Annotated in this window: 15 protein-coding genes; 7 read left to right on the forward strand and 8 right to left on the reverse strand. The window is 69.9% G+C overall.

The window, feature by feature from the left end; all coding sequences use genetic code 11:
- The first annotated feature begins 62 nt into the window (after window positions 1-62).
- Together recD2 and ABT367_RS12340 are read left to right on the forward strand one after the other, a co-directional pair.
- Window positions 63-2306, forward strand: a complete 2244-nt coding sequence (gene recD2 / locus ABT367_RS12335; RefSeq protein WP_352252309.1) for an SF1B family DNA helicase RecD2 — start codon at window positions 63-65, stop codon at window positions 2304-2306.
- 206 nt (window positions 2307-2512) lie between these two features.
- Window positions 2513-3823, forward strand: a complete 1311-nt coding sequence (locus ABT367_RS12340; protein WP_352252311.1) for a citrate synthase — start codon at window positions 2513-2515, stop codon at window positions 3821-3823.
- A gap of 129 nt (window positions 3824-3952) precedes the next feature.
- On the opposite strand, the gene ABT367_RS12345 is transcribed toward ABT367_RS12340, so the two are convergent.
- Window positions 3953-4882, reverse strand: a complete 930-nt coding sequence (locus tag ABT367_RS12345; protein ID WP_352252313.1) for a LysR family transcriptional regulator — start codon at window positions 4880-4882, stop codon at window positions 3953-3955.
- 114 nt (window positions 4883-4996) lie between these two features.
- Here ABT367_RS12345 and ABT367_RS12350 point away from each other — a divergent pair, with 114 nt between their 5' ends.
- Window positions 4997-5524 carry a DapH/DapD/GlmU-related protein gene (locus ABT367_RS12350; protein ID WP_352252383.1) on the forward strand — a complete coding sequence of 176 codons (528 nt, stop codon included), beginning with the start codon at window positions 4997-4999 and terminating at the stop codon, window positions 5522-5524.
- Window positions 5525-6108: 584 nt separating this feature from the next.
- On the opposite strand, the gene ABT367_RS12355 is transcribed toward ABT367_RS12350, so the two are convergent.
- The 3 genes from ABT367_RS12355 to ABT367_RS12365 form a co-directional block, all read right to left on the reverse strand.
- The gene (locus ABT367_RS12355; protein ID WP_352252315.1) at window positions 6109-8370 is read right to left on the reverse strand and encodes a heavy metal translocating P-type ATPase; all 2262 of its coding nucleotides are present in this window, start codon (window positions 8368-8370) and stop codon (window positions 6109-6111) included.
- A gap of 140 nt (window positions 8371-8510) precedes the next feature.
- Window positions 8511-8819, reverse strand: a complete 309-nt coding sequence (locus ABT367_RS12360; RefSeq protein ID WP_352252317.1) for a heavy-metal-associated domain-containing protein — start codon at window positions 8817-8819, stop codon at window positions 8511-8513.
- A 103-nt stretch (window positions 8820-8922) separates the two neighbouring features.
- On the reverse strand, window positions 8923-9828 hold the full coding sequence (locus tag ABT367_RS12365; protein WP_352252319.1) for a PrsW family intramembrane metalloprotease: 906 nt from the start codon (window positions 9826-9828) through the stop codon (window positions 8923-8925).
- 115 nt (window positions 9829-9943) lie between these two features.
- On the opposite strand from ABT367_RS12365, the gene ABT367_RS12370 reads away from it, so the two are divergent.
- Entirely contained in the window at window positions 9944-11158 is a 1215-nt protein-coding gene (locus tag ABT367_RS12370; protein ID WP_352252321.1) for a cation:proton antiporter, read from the forward strand.
- Between the two features lie 13 nt (window positions 11159-11171).
- Here the strand turns inward: ABT367_RS12370 and ABT367_RS12375 are convergent, their stop codons facing one another.
- A complete protein-coding gene (locus ABT367_RS12375) occupies window positions 11172-11822 on the reverse strand; it encodes a TetR/AcrR family transcriptional regulator (RefSeq protein WP_352252323.1) in 651 nt (216 codons plus the stop codon).
- A 144-nt stretch (window positions 11823-11966) separates the two neighbouring features.
- On the opposite strand from ABT367_RS12375, the gene ABT367_RS12380 reads away from it, so the two are divergent.
- Window positions 11967-14189 carry an MMPL family transporter gene (locus tag ABT367_RS12380; RefSeq protein WP_352252325.1) on the forward strand — a complete coding sequence of 741 codons (2223 nt, stop codon included), beginning with the start codon at window positions 11967-11969 and terminating at the stop codon, window positions 14187-14189.
- A 50-nt stretch (window positions 14190-14239) separates the two neighbouring features.
- Here ABT367_RS12380 and ABT367_RS12385 read toward each other — a convergent pair whose 3' ends face one another.
- The 3 genes from ABT367_RS12385 to ABT367_RS12395 all read right to left on the reverse strand — a co-directional run bounded on the left by ABT367_RS12385 (window position 14240) and on the right by ABT367_RS12395 (window position 16746).
- Window positions 14240-14437: a helix-turn-helix transcriptional regulator gene (locus ABT367_RS12385; RefSeq protein ID WP_352252327.1), complete on the reverse strand. Its 198-nt coding sequence runs from the start codon at window positions 14435-14437 to the stop codon at window positions 14240-14242.
- A 430-nt stretch (window positions 14438-14867) separates the two neighbouring features.
- Complete coding sequence (locus tag ABT367_RS12390; RefSeq protein WP_352252329.1) at window positions 14868-15821, reverse strand: AraC family transcriptional regulator; 954 nt, start codon at window positions 15819-15821, stop codon at window positions 14868-14870.
- Window positions 15822-15837: 16 nt separating this feature from the next.
- Complete coding sequence (locus ABT367_RS12395) at window positions 15838-16746, reverse strand: sugar phosphate isomerase/epimerase family protein (RefSeq protein WP_352252331.1); 909 nt, start codon at window positions 16744-16746, stop codon at window positions 15838-15840.
- Window positions 16747-16904: 158 nt separating this feature from the next.
- Here ABT367_RS12395 and iolC point away from each other — a divergent pair, with 158 nt between their 5' ends.
- Window positions 16905-17855 (forward strand): 5-dehydro-2-deoxygluconokinase, encoded by a 951-nt coding sequence (iolC, locus tag ABT367_RS12400; RefSeq protein WP_434975451.1) that lies wholly within the window; start codon window positions 16905-16907, stop codon window positions 17853-17855.
- Window positions 17852-18739, forward strand: coding sequence for a Cgl0159 family (beta/alpha)8-fold protein (locus ABT367_RS12405; protein ID WP_352252333.1), 888 nt, complete (start codon window positions 17852-17854; stop codon window positions 18737-18739). Before iolC ends, ABT367_RS12405 begins: the two co-directional genes overlap by 4 nt.
- Window positions 18740-18745 lie beyond the last annotated feature (6 nt).

Raw genomic sequence — 18745 nt, forward strand, 5'->3', positions numbered from 1 at the left:
GGCCCGCGCGGAGTTTTCCACAGGCTTCCCGCGCTGTCGGTGCCGCCCGCTAACGTCGCCTCATGACCAGCCGTACCGGCAACAGCGCAGGGCTGCCCCAGCCCCGGCTCGCGGTGCTCGAAGGAGTCCTCGAGCGGATCACGTATGCCAATGAGGAGAACGGATACACGGTCGCCCGCGTCGACACCGGACGCGGCGGCGGCGATCTGCTCACCGTCGTCGGCTCGCTGCTCGGTGCCCAGGTGGGGGAGTCGCTGCGGATGGAGGGCCGCTGGGGCTCGCATGCGCAGTACGGCAAGCAGTTCACGGTGGAGAACTACACGACGCTGCTGCCCGCCACGATCCAGGGCATCCGCCGCTATCTGGGATCAGGCCTGGTCAAGGGCATCGGCCCGGTGTTCGCGGACCGCATCACGGAGCACTTCGGCCTGGACACGCTCAGGATCATCGAGGAGGAGCCCAAGCGGCTCATCGAGGTCCCGGGGCTCGGCCCCAAGCGGACCAAGAAGATCGCGGACGCCTGGGAGGAGCAGAAGGCCATCAAGGAGGTCATGGTCTTCCTGCAGGGAGTCGGCGTCTCGACGTCGATCGCGGTGCGTATCTACAAGAAGTACGCGGATGCCTCGATCTCGGTGGTGAAGAACGAGCCGTACCGCCTCGCCTCCGACGTCTGGGGCATCGGCTTCCTCACGGCGGACCGCATCGCCCAGTCCGTCGGGATTCCGCACGACAGCCCCGAGCGGGTCAAGTCCGGGCTGCAGTACGCCCTGTCGCAGTCGACGGACCAAGGGCACTGCTTCCTGCCCGAGGACCTGCTGATCGCCGACGCGGTGAAGCTGCTCCAGGTCGACACCGGCCTCGTGATCGAGTGCCTCGGCGAGCTCGCCGAAGATCCGGAAGGAGTCGTACGGGAGCGAGTGCCCGGTCCGGACGGCGAGCCGGTCACCGGGGTCTTCCTCGTGCCCTTCCACCGGGCCGAGCTCTCCCTCGCGGGCCGGCTCAAACGGCTGCTGAGCACCGATGACGACCGGCTGCCGGGGTTCCGGGACGTCGACTGGGGCAAGGCGCTCGGCTGGCTCAAGGCAAGGACCGGGGCCTCGCTCGCACCTGAGCAGGAGGAGGCCGTCAAGCTCTCCCTGACGCGCAAGGTCGCGGTGCTCACGGGCGGGCCCGGCTGCGGCAAGTCCTTCACCGTACGGTCGATCGTGGAGCTGGCGCGGGCCAAGAAGGCCAAGGTGGTGCTCGCGGCGCCGACCGGACGGGCCGCCAAGCGCCTGGCCGAGCTCACCGGTGCGGAGGCCTCGACGGTGCACCGCCTCCTGGAGCTGAAGCCCGGCGGCGACGCGGCCTACGACCAGGACCGGCCGCTCGACGCCGATCTGGTCGTGGTCGACGAGGCCTCGATGCTCGACCTGCTCCTGGCCAACAAGTTGGTCAAGGCTGTGCCGCAGGGCGCCCATCTGCTGTTCGTCGGAGATGTCGACCAGCTGCCCAGCGTGGGCGCGGGCGAGGTGCTCAGGGATCTGCTCGCCGAGCGGTCCCCGGTGCCGGCCGTACGGCTCACGCGGATCTTCCGGCAGGCACAGCAGTCCGGTGTCGTCACCAACGCCCACCGGATCAACTCCGGCATCCCACCCCTCACCCAGGGGCTCAGTGATTTCTTTCTCTTCGTCGAGGAGGAGACCGAGGACGCGGGACGGGTCACGGTGGATGTGGCGGCCCGCCGGATCCCCGCGAAGTTCGGGCTCGATCCGCGCCGTGACGTGCAGGTCCTCGCTCCCATGCACCGCGGCCCGGCCGGCGCGGGCACGCTCAACGGGCTGCTGCAGCAGGCCATCACGCCCGCCCGCCCCGAGCTCGCGGAGAAAAGGTTCGGCGGTCGTACGTTCCGCGTCGGCGACAAGGTCACCCAGATTCGCAACAATTACGAGAAGGGCGCCAACGGGGTGTTCAACGGGACCGTCGGGGTGGTGACCGCGCTCGACCTCGTCGACCAGAAGCTGAAGGTGCTGACGGATGAGGACGAAGAGGTCGATTACGACTTCGACGAACTCGACGAGCTGGCCCATGCCTACGCGATGACCATCCACCGGTCCCAGGGCAGCGAGTACCCCGCGGTGGTGATCCCGATCACCACCGGTGCCTGGATGATGCTCCAACGCAATTTGCTCTACACCGCCGTCACGCGGGCGAAGAGGCTGGTGGTGCTCGTCGGGTCACGCAAAGCGCTTGGCCAGGCGGTACGCACGGTTTCCGCGGGCAGGAGGTGCACGGCCCTGAGTCACCGGCTCGGTGAGATCGGATGAACCACAGTGGTGATCGTTGATCGATCATCCCGGTGGCAAACATCACGGAGGGGTTCCGGAACCAGGGTCAAAGGGGCAGGATGAGCAGGCTGACGGCACTGAGTGCCGTCAATAGACCTAATGGTCGACCCCGAGTGCACTGCCCAGGGCCAAATGGGGGATGGTGGACAGCAGTCAGGGCACCTCGAAGAAGAGGCACTACGTCGGTGAGGGATGACGTGAGCGACAACGCGAACAACGCTGTAGTAGTTCAGTACGGCGATGGCGAGTACACCTACCCGGTGATCGACAGCACCGTCGGTGACAAGGGCTTCGATATCGGGAAGCTGCGCGCCCAGACCGGTCTGGTGACCCTGGACAGCGGTTACGGAAACACTGCCGCGTATAAATCGGCGGTCACGTATCTCGACGGTGAGAACGGCATCCTGCGCTACCGGGGCTACCCGATCGAGCAGCTCGCCGAGCGTTCCACCTTCATCGAGGTCGCGTACCTGCTGATCAACGGCGAACTGCCGACCGTGGACGAGCTCGCGACGTTCCGCGACGAGATCACCCGGCACACCCTCCTGCACGAGGACGTCAAGCGGTTCTACGACGGCTTCCCGCGTGACGCCCACCCGATGGCGATGCTGTCCTCGGTGGTCTCCGCGCTGTCGACCTTCTACCAGGACAGCCACAACCCGTTCGACGAGAAGCAGCGCCACCTCTCGACGATCCGTCTTCTTGCGAAGCTTCCGACGATCGCCGCGTACGCGTACAAGAAGTCGGTCGGCCACCCGGTGGTCTACCCGCGCAACGACCTCGGTTACGTCGAGAACTTCCTGCGCATGACCTTCTCGGTGCCGGCCGCCGAGTACGACCTGGACCCGGTCGTCGTCTCCGCGCTCGACAAGCTCCTTATCCTGCACGCGGACCACGAGCAGAACTGTTCGACGTCCACGGTCCGTCTGGTCGGCTCCTCGCAGGCGAACATGTTCGCGTCGATCTCCGCCGGCATCAACGCCCTGTGGGGTCCGCTGCACGGCGGCGCCAACCAGTCCGTCCTGGAGATGCTCGAGGGCATCCGCGACTCGGGCAACGACGTCGACACCTTCATCCGCAAGGTGAAGAACAAGGAGGACGGCGTACGCCTGATGGGCTTCGGCCACCGGGTGTACAAGAACTTCGACCCGCGCGCGCAGATCATCAAGGCCGCCGCGCACGACGTTCTCTCCGCCCTCGGCAAGTCCGACGAGCTGCTCGACATCGCGCTCAAGCTGGAGGAGCACGCGCTCAACGACGACTACTTCGTCGAGCGCAAGCTCTACCCGAACGTGGACTTCTACACGGGTCTCATCTACCGCGCGATGGGCTTCCCGACCGAGATGTTCACCGTGCTCTTCGCGCTCGGCCGCCTTCCGGGCTGGATCGCCCAGTGGCACGAGATGATCAAGGAGCCGGGATCCCGTATCGGCCGCCCGCGCCAGATCTACACCGGCGTGGTCGAGCGCGACTTCGTGCCGGTCGAGTCGCGTTGATCCCTCCGGCGCGCAGCTGATCTTTCCGACGCGCAGCTGAACACCCACTGAGCCGCACGGCACCCGTTCTGTACGGGGCCGGGCGGCTCAGTCAGTCGGTAGGTACGGTCCGTGAATCGGGCCGTCCGGTCAGCGGTCCAGCCAGTCCGGCGCCCACATGTCCTGCGGGGTCCGGGCCCCCGCGGTGCGCAGATGATCGCGCAGCGCGGTCAGCACCGGGTGCCGGTCTCCGCTGCGGAACAGCAGCATGTGCGGGTAGACCGGGGTCGGGTCGTGCAACGGGATGCGTCGTAGATCGTGAGTCCGGGGCCACAGGTAACGGTCCCCGCCACCGACGAGCGTGGCCAGGGAGGTCGAGTCGGCCAGCGCGTCCATCAGGGCCTCGTCACCGAAGTGGGGGCCGAGTGCGTCGATGCTCAGGCCGAAGGCCTCGGACAGCGCCTGGTAGAACGCGGCCCACTCCGTCCCCGGCCTGATACCGGGCACCCAGATGCGGTGGTCGGCCAGGTGCGCGGGCCTGACCCAGGGCGCGTCGGCCAGCGGATGGCCAGGTCCGACCAAGAGCTCAAGTGGCGCGTCCAGGAGTCGTTCGGCGCTGATCCCGGCCGGGACTCGGCCTGCCGGCAGGGCGCGGAAGGACGCGTCGACGGTTCCTTCCAGCACGGCTTGGGCGGCCTGGGCCGCGTTCTCCCTGCCGAGGGTGACCGCGTCCAGGGCCGTCCCGGGGCGGGAACGGTAGAACCGGTAGACGGCCTGGGCGGGAGCGATGCGCCGGTTGAGGACATCGACACGCAAGGGCCGGCTGCCGGGGCGCACCGCCTGCTCGGCCTGCCCGATGGCTGCCAGGACTCTCTTGGCGTGCGGCAGGAAGACCTGCCCGTCCACGCTCGGCCGGGACCCTCGGGGGGTCCGGATCAGGAGCGTGACTCCGGTGTGCCTCTCCAGAGCCGCGATCCGCTTGGAGACCGCCTGCTGGCTGATCCCCAGCTCGTCGGCCGCAGCCTGGAACTGGCCGGTCTCGACAACGGTCACGAACGTCCGCAGCGCTTCCACATCCACGTTTCCACCCTAGGTACACCACCATGGGTTGTGTCCGGTGCGGCCGAGGGTTGTTTGATCGAGCGTTCCGAGCGGTGGTGGGATCGGCCCATGTCCACCCGTACAGAGCAAGTCATGTATGTCCAGACGGCCGAGTTCGCGCGTCATGCGGAGCGGATCGTGGAGGTGACCGATGCGACGTCCCGCCTGAACGTGCTGCCGTTCAGCGACACCCGAGGCCGCGCGGAACTACTTTCCGTTGTGTTCGGTGGTCCGCTGCCGGAGTCGGTGACGATCTATCCGCCGTTCTTCACCGAGCACGGGCTGAACACGACGTTCGGGGAGCACGTCTTCGTCAACCAGGGGTGCACCTTCATGGACAAGGGAGGCATCCGGATCGGGAACGGCGTCATGATCGCGCCGAAGGTCAGCCTCATCACCGGAGGCCATCCGCTGCCCCTGGCCGAGCGCCGCGAGTACCTCTCCTTCGCCCCGATCACGATTGAGGACGACGTCTGGATCGGGACGGCTGCCGTGATCACGCAAGGAGTGACCATCGGCGCCGGCGCGGTGATCGCCGCAGGCGCGGTGGTCACTCGTGATGTTCCTGCCGGCACCGTGGTCGCGGGAGTGCCCGCCCAGGTGATCAAGACCATTGATTGAGCCCGGCCGGACGTCCGGCCCAGGCGTCCTGTCGGTCCCGGCGGAGAGGGCCCGGCGGAGAGGGACCGGTGGAGAGGGACCGGCGGAGGGAGCGGGGCAGAAAGGGCCCGGCTGAAAGGGAAAAGCGCCCCGCCCGCCGGTCCCCCCACGGGCCGGCTGGCGGGGCGCTTTCCTAGCCCCGGTGCGGATTCCCCCCACGGGATCCGGCCGGGCGTCTGCGCGTGCCCATCGATCGAGCACTTCGGAAGTCCCGGCGCTTCGGTACCGCCGGCACTTCGGTACTGCTGGTCCTGCGGTCCGCCGGGACGCGTTACGGGAGGGCCGCTCAAAGCTCTCCGTGCACGTGCCCCGGCCAACGCGGACTGGGAACGTCCCCCAAGACGTCCCCTGATGACCCAAACGCCCCCCAAGACGTTTCTGCCATCGCCACTTAGACCTGCGAGACCCCTGAATGGTTACGTTGGAATCGCTGTGATCTACGTCTCTCGGCTATGTCCTGAACCGGCACATCGAACCCGATATGCCGAACCGGTCCATAGCGTAAGGGAGTTGTGGTGAGTATGTGAAGCCCCAGCTGGGGCGTATCAGGAGAACCGCCGCAGGCGGAGGCTGTTGCTCACCACGAAGACGGACGAGAAGGCCATCGCCGCCCCCGCAATCATGGGGTTCAAAAGCCCCGCCGCGGCCAGCGGAAGCGCGGCGACGTTGTAGCCGAAGGCCCAGAACAGATTGCCCTTGATCGTGGCCAGCGTGCGCCGCGCGAGCCGGATCGCGTCCGCGGCCACGCGCAGATCTCCCCGTACGAGCGTCAGATCGCCGGCCTGGATCGCGGCGTCCGTGCCGGTGCCCATCGCGAGACCGAGATCGGCGGTGGCGAGCGCGGCGGCATCGTTCACACCGTCGCCGACCATGGCGACGGCGCGGCCCTCGGCCTGCAGTCGCCGGACGACCTCGACCTTGTCCTGCGGCAGCACCTCGGCGATCACATCGTCCGGCGCGATCCCGACCTCGGTGGCCACGGCCCGCGCGACGGCGGCGTTGTCCCCGGTGAGCAGGATCGGCTTCAGGCCCAGCGCCCGCAGCCGCTCCACGGCCTCGGCGCTCGACGGCTTCACCGTGTCGGCCACGGTGAGCACGGCCCGTACGGACCCGTCCCAGGCGACGAGCACGGCGGTGCGCCCCTGCTCCGCGGCCTCGTTCGACGCGGCGGCGAGCTCCGCGGGCACGGAGATCCCCTCAGCGGCGAGCAGCGCACCCCGCCCCACCAGGACCGGGCGCCCCTCGACGGTCCCGCGCACCCCGAGCCCGGGGACATTGGCGAACTCCGAGACGGGCGGCAGCTGTCCGGTGAACCCGGCGGCCACCGCCCGCCCCACCGGATGCTCCGAAGCCTGCTCGACGGCCGCCGCGTACCGCAGCGCCTCCTGGTCGTCGGCCGAAGCGGCCGCGACCACCGACGCCAGCTCCATACGCCCCGACGTCACCGTCCCCGTCTTGTCGAGGACGACGGTGTCCACCCGCCGTGTCGACTCCAGGACTTCGGGACCCTTGATGAGGATCCCGAGCTGGGCGCCCCGCCCCGTACCGACCATCAGCGCGGTCGGCGTCGCGAGCCCCAGCGCGCACGGGCACGCGATGATCAGCACGGCGACCGCCGCGGTGAAGGCCGCGTTCGCGTCCCCGGTCGCCCCGAGCCACCACCCGAGCGTGCCCACCGCGATCAGGAGCACCACCGGCACGAACACCGCCGCGATCCGGTCCGCGAGCCGCTGCACCTCGGCCTTGCCGGTCTGCGCGTCCTCCACGAGCCGGGCCATGTGCGCGAGCTGGGTGTCGGCGCCCACCCGCGTGGCCTCGACGACAAGGCGCCCGCCCGCGTTCACGGTCGCGCCCGTCACCGGCGAACCCACGGTGACATCGACCGGCACCGACTCCCCGGTGAGCAGCGAGGCGTCGATCGCCGACGCGCCCTCGACCACGGTCCCGTCCGTGGCGACCTTCTCGCCGGGCCGTACGACGAAGCGGTCGCCCACGCGCAGCGCCGCGACCGGCACCCGCACCTCGACGCCGCCGCGCAGCACCACCGCGTCGCGCGCACCCAGCTCGAGCAGCGCCCGCAGCGCCGCCCCCGCCTTGCGCTTCGCGCGCGCCTCGAGCCAGCGTCCGAGCAGGATGAACGTGACGACCCCGGCGGCCACTTCGAGGTAGATCGTGGACGAACCGTCGGTACGGGAGACGGTGAAGTCGAAGCCGTGCCGCATCCCCGGCATCCCCGCGTCACCGAAGAACAGCGCCCACAGCGACCAGCCGAACGCGGCAAGCGTGCCCACCGAGACCAGGGTGTCCATGGTGGCCGCGCCGTGCCGGGCGTTGGTCCACGCGGCGCGGTGGAAGGGCAGCCCGCCCCACACCACGACGGGCGCGGCGAGCGTCAGCGAGAGCCACTGCCAGTTGTCGAACTGCAGCGCCGGGACCATCGCCATCAGGATCACCGGCAGCGCGAGCACGGCACTGACGGTCAGGCGCTGCCGCAGCGCATCGGCCTCATGCTTCTCGGGGACGTCCGCAACGTCCGGGGAGCCGGGGTCGGCGGGCGGCTCCGGCACGATCTCGTGCGCCGAGTATCCGAGCTTCTCCACGGTGGCGATCAGATCGGGGACCGCCACCTCGCCGCCGTACGCGACCCGCGCCTTCTCGGTGGCGAGGTTGACCGAGGCCGTGACCCCCTCGATCCGGTTCAGCTTGCGCTCGATACGCGAGGAGCACGAGGCGCAGGTCATCCCGCCGATGGCGAGTTCGACCTCGGCGGACGGCAGGGTTATGGCGTCGGGGGCTGCTGAGGACATGAAGGTTCTTTCGGGGCTGCGAGGAGGAGGAGCCGTATGCGCGAAGGGCTTCGTATACGCCGAGGAGGCGCCGTATACGAGGAAGCGCCGAAGGGGGCGCACGGCCGATGGCCGCACACCCCCCTGAGGGCTTCGACCGGTCAGGCGCGACCGGTCAGTTCGTAACCGGCCTCGTCGACCGCGGCGCGCACCGCCTCGTCGTCCAGCGGCGCGGCGGAGATGACGGTGACCTGGCCGGTGGAGGCCACGGCCTTCACCGAGGTGACGCCCGGCAGCTCGGAGATCTCGGCGGAGACCGCGCCCTCGCAGTGACCGCAGGTCATGCCGGTCACCTGGTAGACGGTGGTCACGTCACCCTGCGCGTCGGCGGCCGGCGTGCTGCTGCAGCCACCGCCGCCGCAGCAGGAACCGGTGGTCTCGGCCTGGGGGAGCTCGGTCTGGGCGGTCATGTCGTTCTCCTGTCGAGGGAGTGCGTTTTGAGGGTGGCACCAGAGTGCCCCATGGGGAGGCCGGTACGGCCCGGGCCTCCTTCACGCTCCCCACCGTATACCCCTAGGGGGTACTTTTCCAAGTGCTGTCGCGATGTGCCAGCGAGCGGAGCCACTTGATGCCGATCAGGGAGATCAGCACCAGGCCGCCGACCGAGAACAGCGTGAAGAGATGTTTCTGCTGGTCGGTCGGCTCGGGGATGTACCCCTGGGCGAAGAGCGAGCGGTCGAGGCCGGTGCTGGTGATCCGGGCGACCAGCCAGATCGCGATGCCGTGCATCGAGTCCCACAGTGCGTGCAGCAGCGATACCCCCAGATACGTGCCGATCACCGGCCCGGCGAAGCGGAAGCGGCCGTCGGGGCGGCGGAACGCGAAGAGCACCGCACCCGAGATCGCCGTCCACAGGCCGTGTCCGAACGGGGCGAGTACCCCGCGCAGGAGCTCCGTCTCCAGGAGTGCCCGCAGATCGATGCCCTTGGTGGTGACGGCGGCGTTGAAGGCGTACCCCGCGCTCTCGAACGCGGCGAAGCCGAAGCCCACCGCCGCGCCGAGCACCAGACCCGTACGGATGCCGTGCAGTCGCGGCCGCCGGCGCACCACCCACATCAGGGCGGCGAGCTTGACCGCCTCCTCGATCAGGCCGACGCCGAGGAACATCCACAGAGAGGGGTGCAGCAGGTAGTACTCCATCACCGAGGCGCCCAGCACCCCGAGGATGCCGCCGGTCACGAAGCAGCCGAGGATCAGGCCCACACCGAGGTCGCGTCCGTGCCGCTCGTACGCCCACATGACGAAGACGGCAGGCACGAGGAAGCTGCCGAGCAGGATCAGGGTCGGCAGCAGCGTGGTGTTCTTCGTGGCGTACGTGACGATCGCGGTCAGGAGCCAGAGGGCGAGGCCGCCCCACAGGCAGCGTTTCCACAGGCCGGGGGTGATCTCGGGCGCTGTGCCCACGGGGGTGGGGGGCATGGCAAGTACCTCCGGATTCAGCGGATTTGACCGGCGGTCGAAGGCGGCGGTGGCCGGTCGGTCCTTGGCAGATGAAGGGGCGCGGTTTGTCCGGAGTTTATGGTAAACAGCCGTTATGTCGCAGTCCGGGACGCTGATCCTGATCATGTCCATCGCGGTCCTCGCGCCCCTGCTCGCCTACGGCGTGGGGCGCTGGCTGCCCGTGCCGCTGGTCATCTTCGAGATCCTGCTCGGCATCGTCGTCGGGCCCGACGTCCTCGGCTGGGCCACCGGCGGCGAGTTGACCGAGGGCCTGTCCCATCTCGGGCTCGCCATGCTGATCTTCCTCGCGGGATACGAGATCGAGTTCGACCGGATCCGCGGCGACACCCTGAGCAGGGCGGCCAGGGCGTGGGTGTGTTCGCTCGTGCTCGGTCTGGCCCTGGGGCTCGTGCTCGCGAGCGGCGGTTTCAGCAAGGCCGTCTGCATCGGCACGGCGCTCACCTCCACGGCGCTCGGCACGGTGCTTCCGCTGCTCCGGGACGCCGGGGATCTGCGCAGCCGCTTCGGATCCGTGGTGCAGGCCTTCGGTGCGGTCGGCGAGTTCGGGCCGATCATCGCGATGGCGGTGCTGCTCAGCGGGCGCAGTGCGTGGCAGTCCACCGTCCTGCTCGTCCTGTTCGCGCTGGCCACCGGCGGTGCGGTCTTCTGGGCGATGCGGCCGCACAAGCCGTGGTTCGCGAACGTCATCGCCAAGACCCTGCACAGCAGCGGGCAGTTCGCGGTCCGTCTGGTCGTGCTGCTGCTGGCCGTGATGCTGGGCCTGGCGACCTGGCTCGGGCTCGATGTGCTGCTCGGCGCGTTCGCCGCCGGGATGATCACCCGGATCGTGCTGCACCGGGCCTCGCCCGAGAGTGCGCACGAGGTCGTCTCGAAGGTCGAGGCGATGGGCTTCGGCTTCCTGGTGCCGCTCTTCTATATCGTCACGGGTATCGAGTTCGACCTCGCCGCCCTGCTCGACGGCGGCCGTGCGCTGGTGCTGCTGCCCGTGTTCCTGGTGCTCTTCCTGCTCGTACGAGGGCTGCCGGTGTTCCTCCTGGCGCCGGGCGATCTGGACCGCCGCGACCGCCGCGCCCTCACCCTGTACGCCTCCACCGCGCTGCCGCTGGTCGTGGCGATCACGACCATCGGGCTCGAGGAGCATCTGCTCAAGAGCGGTGAGGCGGCGGCGCTGGTCGGGGCGGGGCTGGTGTCGGTCCTGGTGTTCCCGCTGCTCGCGATGAAGCTGCGGGTGGGCACGGGGAAGAAGGCCCTGCCGGAGGGGCGGGTCCAGGGGGCCGAGGCCTGGTGACCTGCCGTACCGGCTATGCCTGGCCGGGCAGTACGCAGTCGCCGATCACCGGATCGAGATAGCGGAACAGCACCCTCTTCAGCTCCACCCGGTACGCCTCCTGCTCGTCCGGATGTACGGCGAGCAGATCGAGCCCGGCCTTGAAGAGGCCGAGCACCGTGTTGGCGACGATCGTGATCTCGGACCTCGGGGTGTCGGGCAGATACAGCGCGAGCAGTTCCTCGATCCGCTGGAGCACCGCGCCATGGAAGGCCTCGAAGGCGTCGGTCACCTGGCCCGGGGTGTCCGGGCCGTGCATGAGCACATGGAACGCCGGGTTCTGGAAGTTGAACTCCAGGAGCGGGTCCACCACCGCGTCCACCATCTCGGTGAGCGGCAGTCGGATGTTCTCGGCGGACAGCGCCTCGCCGTACGAGGTACGCCACTGCTCGAGCAGCCGGCCGCCCAACTCGACGGCGATGGCCTCCTTGTTCGGGAAGAACTGGTACAGCGTCCCGGGCGAGACCCCGGCCTCGCGCGCGATCGCGTTGGTGCTGGCGCCCGCGTAGCCGACCTGGGTGAAGACGGTGGCCGCGGCGTCCAGGAGCTGGGCGGCCCGGCGCTCGCCGCGTGCCTGGCGGCGGCGCGGCTTCGGTGCGGCGGGCTGTAGCTCCTGGTCGGGCATCGATGTCTCCACTCCCTCTTCCCTGTGCTCCGAGCCTATGTGAGGCGGTGGTACGGGCGGCAGTTGACAAACGCGAGCGGTCGCTCGCATTCTGGAGAAACGCGAGTGATAGCTCGTGTTTAGCACGGTGAAGGGGACACCGCCATGCCGATCGAACCCGCAAGCAGCCCGCCCGAGCCGCGGGGCTTCACCCGGCTCGTGACCGCGCGCCCCCGGCTCTCCCTCCTGATCGCCCTGGTCGTCACCGCCCTGGCCGTGTTCGCCGGCAGTGGGGTCGCCGACCGGATGGGCAGCGGTGGCTGGGAGGATCCGGCCGCCGAATCCACGTATGCGGCCGAGGTGTTGGAGCGGGAGTTCCCCGACTCGGAGCCCAATGTGCTGCTCCTCGTCGACGGCGGGAAGGCCGGTGTGGACGACCCCGCCGTGGCAGCCGAGGGCCGCCGGCTCGTCGAGCGGCTCGCCGCCGAGGACGGGGTCACCGGCGTCGGCTCGTACTGGCAGGCGCCCGAGCGGGCGAAGGCCGCGCTGCGTGCCGAGGACGGCGGGCAGGCGCTGGTCTCCGCCCGTATCGAAGGCGACGAGAAGACCGCCGCGGCCACGCTGGAGCGGATCGCACCCGGACTGCGCGGGACCCACGGCCCGGTGGAGGTGACCATCGGAGGGCCGGTCGCGGTGCAGCACGAGATGACGGAGACCATTCAGGAGGACCTGCTCAGGGCGGAGATGATCGCCCTTCCGGTGACCCTCGTGCTGCTCGTGATGGTCTTCGGCAGCGCGGTCGCGGCGCTGCTTCCGCTGCTCGTCGGCATCGTGGCGATCCTCGGGACCAACGCGGTGCTGCGGGGGATCACCGAGTTCACCGATGTCTCGGTGTTCGCGATGAACCTCACCACCGCGCTCGGGCTCGGACTCGCCATCGACTACGCCCTGTTCATCGTCCGCCGCTACCGCGAGGAGCTCGCCGCCGGCGCCGAGGTGCGGACCGCGGTGGGCACGACGCTGCGGACCGCGGGGCGCACCGTGCTCTTCTCGGCGCTGACGGTCGCCGTGTCCCTGGCCGCGATGCTGCTCTTTCCGCAGTACTTCCTGCGCTCCTTCGCGTACGCGGGGATCGCGGTGGTGCTGCTCGCCGCGGCGGCGGCGCTGATCCTGCTCCCTGCGGCCCTGATGCTGCTCGGGAATCGGGTCAACTCCCTTGATCTGCGCAGGCTGTGGCGCCGGGGCCGCGAACCCCGCAAGGAGCAGGGCGCCGGCTGGGGCAGGGCGGCCGCGCTCGTGATGCGCCGTGCGCCCGTCTTCGCCGTGGCCACCACGGCCGGACTGCTGCTGCTCGGACTGCCCTTCCTGGGCGTCAAGTTCGGCACCCCCGACGACCGCCAGCTGCCCGCGAGCGCCGAGTCCCATGTCGTACAGCAGCACATCCGTGACGGCTTCCCGGGCAGCCCGGACGGTGCGCTCAAGGTGCTCGCCGAGAAGGGCACGCCCGAGGAGTACGAGGAGTACCGCGCGGGCGTCGGCCGGCTGCCGGGTGTGCTGCGGGCCGAGGGGCCCGTGCCGTCGGCCTCGGGCGACCTGGCGTACTTCACCGTGCTGCCGAAGGGGGAGGCGGTCGGCGAACAGGCGCAGCAGCTCGTACATGAACTACGCGGTCGACAAGCCCCGTTCGAGACCTCGGTGACCGGTCGCGCGGCCCAGCTCGAGGACTCCAAGGCGGCGATCGGCGAACGGCTGCCGTGGGCGCTCGCGATCATCGCGGTCGTCACGCTGCTCCTGGTCTTCCTGCTCACCGGCAGTGTGCTGATCCCGCTGCAGGCCGTGCTGCTCAACGGGCTCAGCCTCACCGCGATGTTCGGCGCGATGGTGTGGATCTTCCAGGAGGGCCATCTGTCCGGACTGCTCGGCTTCACCTCGACCGGCGACATCGAGACGACCCTGCCGGTCCTGATGTTCTGCGTGGCCTTCGGCCTCTCCATGGATTACGGGGTGTTCCTCCTGTCGCGGATCAAGGAGGAGTACGACCGGACCGGGAAGCACGAGCACTCCGTGAAGTTCGGCTTGCAGCACACCGGCGGCCTGATCACGGCCGCCGCGGTGATCCTCGCGGTGGTGATGGTCGCGATCGGTACGTCACGGGTCACCAACACCAAGATGCTGGGGCTCGGGATCGCGCTTGCCGTGCTGATGGACGCGATGGTCGTACGGAGCCTCCTGGTCCCGGCCGTGCTCAAGCTCACCGGGCGCTGGACCTGGTGGGCGCCGGGTCCGCTGAGGCGGCTGCACGAGCGCTTCGGGCTGAGCGAAGGGGAGCCCGGGCAGCCGGTGACGACCGGGACCGAGGCGCGCGAGAAGGCGGGCGCGGGAGTCTGAACGCGCAGGCCCCCGCCCCCTGTTCGAGGGGCGGGGGCCTGCGCGTGCGCCTACTCCTTGCGGCCTCTGTTGCCCGGCCTGCCGGCGACCCAGCGGCGGATCGTGTCGGCGTACCAGTACGGCTTGCCGGCTTCCACGTGGTCCGGCGGAGGGAGCAGCCCATGCTTGCGGTACGAGCGCACGGTGTCCGGCTGGACCCGGATGTGTGCGGCGATGTCCTTGTACGACCAGAGCTCGCGGTTGGCCATGTGTGGCACCTCCCTGTGCGCATCGCGGCTACGGCCCGGGGGGAGCCGTCGGGGGAGCCGGATGCGTTCTCTCACGGTGATCACGCAGCGTGTGCTGTCGATCACTCAGCCTTTGCCCCGTGAACGACGGGGAGTGACGAGGGGGGTGTGCCTGTTGAGGGGGTGTGACGGGAAACCCGCGTGAGTGAGACACCTGTGACGGAAGGGGGACGTTTGTCGCGAATCCGTGTTGGTTTGCCCGGAAATGCCGTGGCCTGAGCGGGCGGACCTTGTCACGGGCGCGGCGAAGGTCCGGGCTCCCCGGGACCGACGTGGCGAAGGGCCGGGCTCCCCGAGGCCGACGCGGCGAAGGGCCGGGCTCCCTGCGACGGAGCCCGGCCCTTGACGACCCCCGCTTCCCCCGTCGGAAGGTCGACCTGATCAGGTTGCCTCAGCGCATCGGCTCGGTATTGGAGAAAGGCGCAGTTCCGTTCGCCGGGAGCAGCAGGCTGGTGGCCTCGCCCTGCAGCCGGTCGGGCTGCGGGGGCCCGGACGCCGCGGCGGGGGAGCGGCGGGCGGAGGCGAACTCGCCCGGCGTGCAGCCGGTCATCGCGCGGAACTCGCCGCTGAGATGCGACTGGTCGTAGAACCCGCAGGCCGCCGCCGTCTCCGCCTGAGTGCGTCCCGCGGCGAGCAGCCGGCGCGCCCGCTGCAGCCGCAGCACCCGCGCCGCCGCCTTGGGGCTGAGCCCGATCTGCTCCCGGAAGCGGATCTCCAACTGGCGTACGCTCCAGCCCACTTGTTCGGCGAGATGGGACACGGGGACGGCGCCGGACGTGCGGACCAGCTCGTTCCAGGCCGCGACCGTGCGGGGTGACGAGGGCGCGCCCTGCTCCGACCAGAGGGTGAAGACCTCGTCGAGCAGGGCGAAGCGCGCGTGCCAGGTCGGCAGCGACCCGAGGGCGTCCGCCAGGCTGTCCACCGAGCCCCACCGCCCGCGCCCGGACGGCAGTGCCTCGTCCGGATCGGCCACCTGGTCGGCGAGTTCATGCTGGTCGAGGCCGAAGAGCGTGAACGCGGCCCAGGGCGCGATCATCACTTCGATCCCCGAGAGCCGCCCGTCGTGCTCGCCGACGACTGCCGTCGTCGCGAGCCCCGACACCGCACAGACCCGCGTCACCGTGGGCCGGCGCGCGTGGTGGACCCGCAGCGGCCGGTCGAAGCCCAGCAGCAATGTGACCGCGGCGACCGGGGTTTCGAGCCGGCGCCGCGGTCCGGGCAGCGCGAACCGGAAGCCTCGGTAGCCGAGGATCCCGGGCCGCAGCCGCGGATGGGGCGTGCCCAGGGCCCGCTCCCAGGTACCGCCCGGACAGCGCAGCGTTCTGGGCGCCTTCGTCCGCACCACGTTCGTCCTCCTCGTGTCACGCCCCGCAGGAGCGCAGATGGGCGCGGGTGCGGCGCGCGATGGGCAGGGGGCGGTCCGGCTCGCAGGGGTACATGTCCTGCTCGACGATCGCGAACAGCTCGATACCGAGCGCCTGGGCGGCCGTCAGGACGGGTTGCAGCGCCGGGACCCCGGTCGGCGGCTCGCACATCACACCGCGCGCGACCGCGGGACCGAACGGCAGGTCCTCCGCCTGTACGGCGGCGAGCACGGCCGGGTCGACCTGCTTCAGGTGCAGATAGCCGATCCGGGAGCCGTATGTCTCGATCAGCTTCACGTTGTCGCCGCCGCAGTACGCGTAGTGCCCGGTGTCCAGGCACAGCGAGACCAGATCGGCGTCGGTGGCGTCGAGGAAGCGCGTGACGTTGTCCTCGGTGTCGATATGGGTGTCCGCATGTGGATGGACGACGATCCGCAGGCCGTACGTCTCGCGGACCTCACGCGCCAACCGCTCGTATCCAAGGGCCAGTTCACGCCATTGTGCGGCGGTCAGCTCGCGGTCCTCCAGGACCGCGCCCGTCTTGTCGTCCCGCCAGAAGGACGGGATCACGACCAGGTGGCCGGCGCCCTGCGACCGGGCGAGGGAGGCGACCCGCGAGACCTGCTCCCATGTGGCGTCCCATACGGACGGGCCGTGGTGCAGACCGGTGAACACCGTGCCCGCAGAGACCTTCAGACCCCGCCGCGCCGTCTCCGCGCGCAGCACCTCCGGGTCGGTGGGCAGATAGCCGTACGGCCCGAGCTCGATCCACTCGTACCCCGCATCGCCGACCTCGTCGAGGAAGCGGTGCCAGGGCACCTGCCGCGGATCGTCGGGGAACCACACGCCCCAGGAGTCGGGAGCGGAGCCGATACGGATGCGCGACAGTCCGGGCCCTTGCGTCATGGGCGCCAGCTTTCCGGCGATATGAGAAGGGTGTCAAGGAGGGGGACGGCCCATGGTCCGAATGTAAGGACAATGCGTTGACAGTGTGGCGCGCACGGCATTAGACCTGGAGTCGGCGGTACGACATGGACCAAGGCGGAACCGAAAGGGTGTGGCCGGTGTCCGAACCGCAAGGCCAGCACGACCAGTTCGACGTCATCGCCATGGGCCGGATCGGCGTGGACCTGTACCCCCTGCAGACCGGTGTGCCGCTCGCCGAGGTCGAGAGCTTCGGGAAGTTCCTCGGCGGCTCCGCCACCAATGTCGCCGTAGCCGCGGCCCGCCTCGGCCGGCGCACCGCGGTGATCACCCGTACCGGGGCGGACCCGTTCGGCACGTATCTCCACCAGGCGCTGCGGGAGTTCGGCGTGGACGACCGCTGGGTGACCGAGGTCGCGGGACTGCCGACCCCCGTCACGTTCTGCGAGATCTTCCCGCCGGACGACTTCCCGCTCTACTTCTACCGGCAGCCCAAAGCGCCCGACCTGGAGATCCACGCCGACGAGCTGGACCTTCAAGCGGTGCGTACGGCAAGGGTGTTCTGGATGACCGGCACCGGCCTGAGCGAACAGCCCAGCCGCGACGCCACCCTCACCGCACTCGCCGCCCGCGACCGCGCGGGCCTCACGGTCTTCGACCTCGACTGGCGGCCCATGTTTTGGAACGAGGAGCCGCGCCCGTACTACGAGCAGGCCCTCGCCCATGCCACGGTCGCCGTCGGCAATCTGGAGGAGTGCGAGATCGCCACCGGTGTACGTGAACCCCTCGACGCCGCACGGAAGTTGCTGAACCACGGGGTCGAGCTCGCCGTCGTCAAACAGGGCCCCAAGGGTGTGCTCGCGCTCAACAGCAAGGGCGAGAGCGCCGAGGTCCCGCCCGTGCCCGTCGAGGTGGTCAACGGGCTCGGCGCCGGTGACGCCTTCGGCGGCGCGCTGTGCCACGGACTGCTCGCCGGCTGGGAGTTGGAGCGCGTCATGCGGTACGCGAACGCCGCCGGAGCGATCGTCGCCTCGCGGCTCGCCTGCTCCTCGGCGATGCCGTATCCGCATGAGGTCGAGGCGGTCCTGTGAGCTTCCCGGTGATCAGCCCCGCCGAACTCGCGCGCACCCGGGCCCTGCACCCCGAGGCCGTCGCGGAGGCCGCCGCACGCAGACGCCGCAGGGCGCTGATCGGCACCGGCGGACGGTTGATGATCATCGCCGCCGACCATCCGGCGCGCGGCGCGCTCGCCGTCGGCGGCCGGCAGCTCGCCATGGCCAACCGGCTCGACCTGCTCGGCCGCCTCTGCCTCGCCCTCGAACACCCGGGCGTGGACGGGGTGTTGGCCACCGCCGACATCCTCGACGATCTGCTCCTGCTCGGGGCGCTCGACGACAAGGTGGCGCTCGGCTCCATGAACCGGGGCGGTCTGGCCGGCTCGGCCTTCGAGCTCGACGACCGCTTCACCGGCTACCGGCCGGCCGACATCGAGCGCTCGGGCCTCGACGGCGGCAAGCTGCTGCTCCGGATCGACTACGACGACCCCGGCTCGCTCGCCACCCTGCACTCCAGCGCCCGGGTCATCGACGACATGGCGGAGCGCCGGCTGCCCGTGTTCGTCGAGCCGTTCGTGTCCCGCCGCGTCGACGGACGCCTGGGCAACGACCTGTCCGCCGAGGCGGTCACCACCTCCATCGCCATCGCCTCCGGGCTCGCCGGCACCTCCGCGTACACCTGGCTGAAGGTGCCCGTGACCGAGAACCCGGACGACATGGCGCGCGTCATGGCGGCCTCGACGCTGCCGTCCGTGATCCTTGGGGGTGATACGCACGCCGATCAGGACGCCGCGTACGAGAAATGGCGGGGCGCGCTGCAACTGCCCACCGTGCAAGGGCTTGTCGTGGGCCGTTCGCTGCTCTATCCGCCCGATGACGATGTCGCGGCGGCCGTCCAGACCGCTGTGGGTCTGCTGTAGGGAGTG

Origin of the sequence: Streptomyces mesophilus (assembly GCF_040300965.1) — a bacterium.
Taxonomy (GTDB): Bacteria; Actinomycetota; Actinomycetes; order Streptomycetales; family Streptomycetaceae; genus Streptomyces; species Streptomyces mesophilus_A.

What these genes read in the sequence shown, in the direction of transcription:
- recD2 (WP_352252309.1), top strand. Translation starts at nt 63, where the DNA reads ATGACCAGCCGTACCGGCAACAGCGCAGGGCTGCCCCAGCCCCGGCTC.
- ABT367_RS12350 (WP_352252383.1), top strand. Translation starts at nt 4,997, where the DNA reads ATGTATGTCCAGACGGCCGAGTTCGCGCGTCATGCGGAGCGGATCGTG.
- ABT367_RS12355 (WP_352252315.1), bottom strand. Translation starts at nt 8,370, where the DNA reads ATGTCCTCAGCAGCCCCCGACGCCATAACCCTGCCGTCCGCCGAGGTC.
- ABT367_RS12360 (WP_352252317.1), bottom strand. Translation starts at nt 8,819, where the DNA reads ATGACCGCCCAGACCGAGCTCCCCCAGGCCGAGACCACCGGTTCCTGC.
- ABT367_RS12365 (WP_352252319.1), bottom strand. Translation starts at nt 9,828, where the DNA reads ATGCCCCCCACCCCCGTGGGCACAGCGCCCGAGATCACCCCCGGCCTG.
- ABT367_RS12370 (WP_352252321.1), top strand. Translation starts at nt 9,944, where the DNA reads ATGTCGCAGTCCGGGACGCTGATCCTGATCATGTCCATCGCGGTCCTC.
- ABT367_RS12375 (WP_352252323.1), bottom strand. Translation starts at nt 11,822, where the DNA reads ATGCCCGACCAGGAGCTACAGCCCGCCGCACCGAAGCCGCGCCGCCGC.
- ABT367_RS12380 (WP_352252325.1), top strand. Translation starts at nt 11,967, where the DNA reads ATGCCGATCGAACCCGCAAGCAGCCCGCCCGAGCCGCGGGGCTTCACC.
- ABT367_RS12385 (WP_352252327.1), bottom strand. Translation starts at nt 14,437, where the DNA reads ATGGCCAACCGCGAGCTCTGGTCGTACAAGGACATCGCCGCACACATC.
- ABT367_RS12395 (WP_352252331.1), bottom strand. Translation starts at nt 16,746, where the DNA reads ATGACGCAAGGGCCCGGACTGTCGCGCATCCGTATCGGCTCCGCTCCC.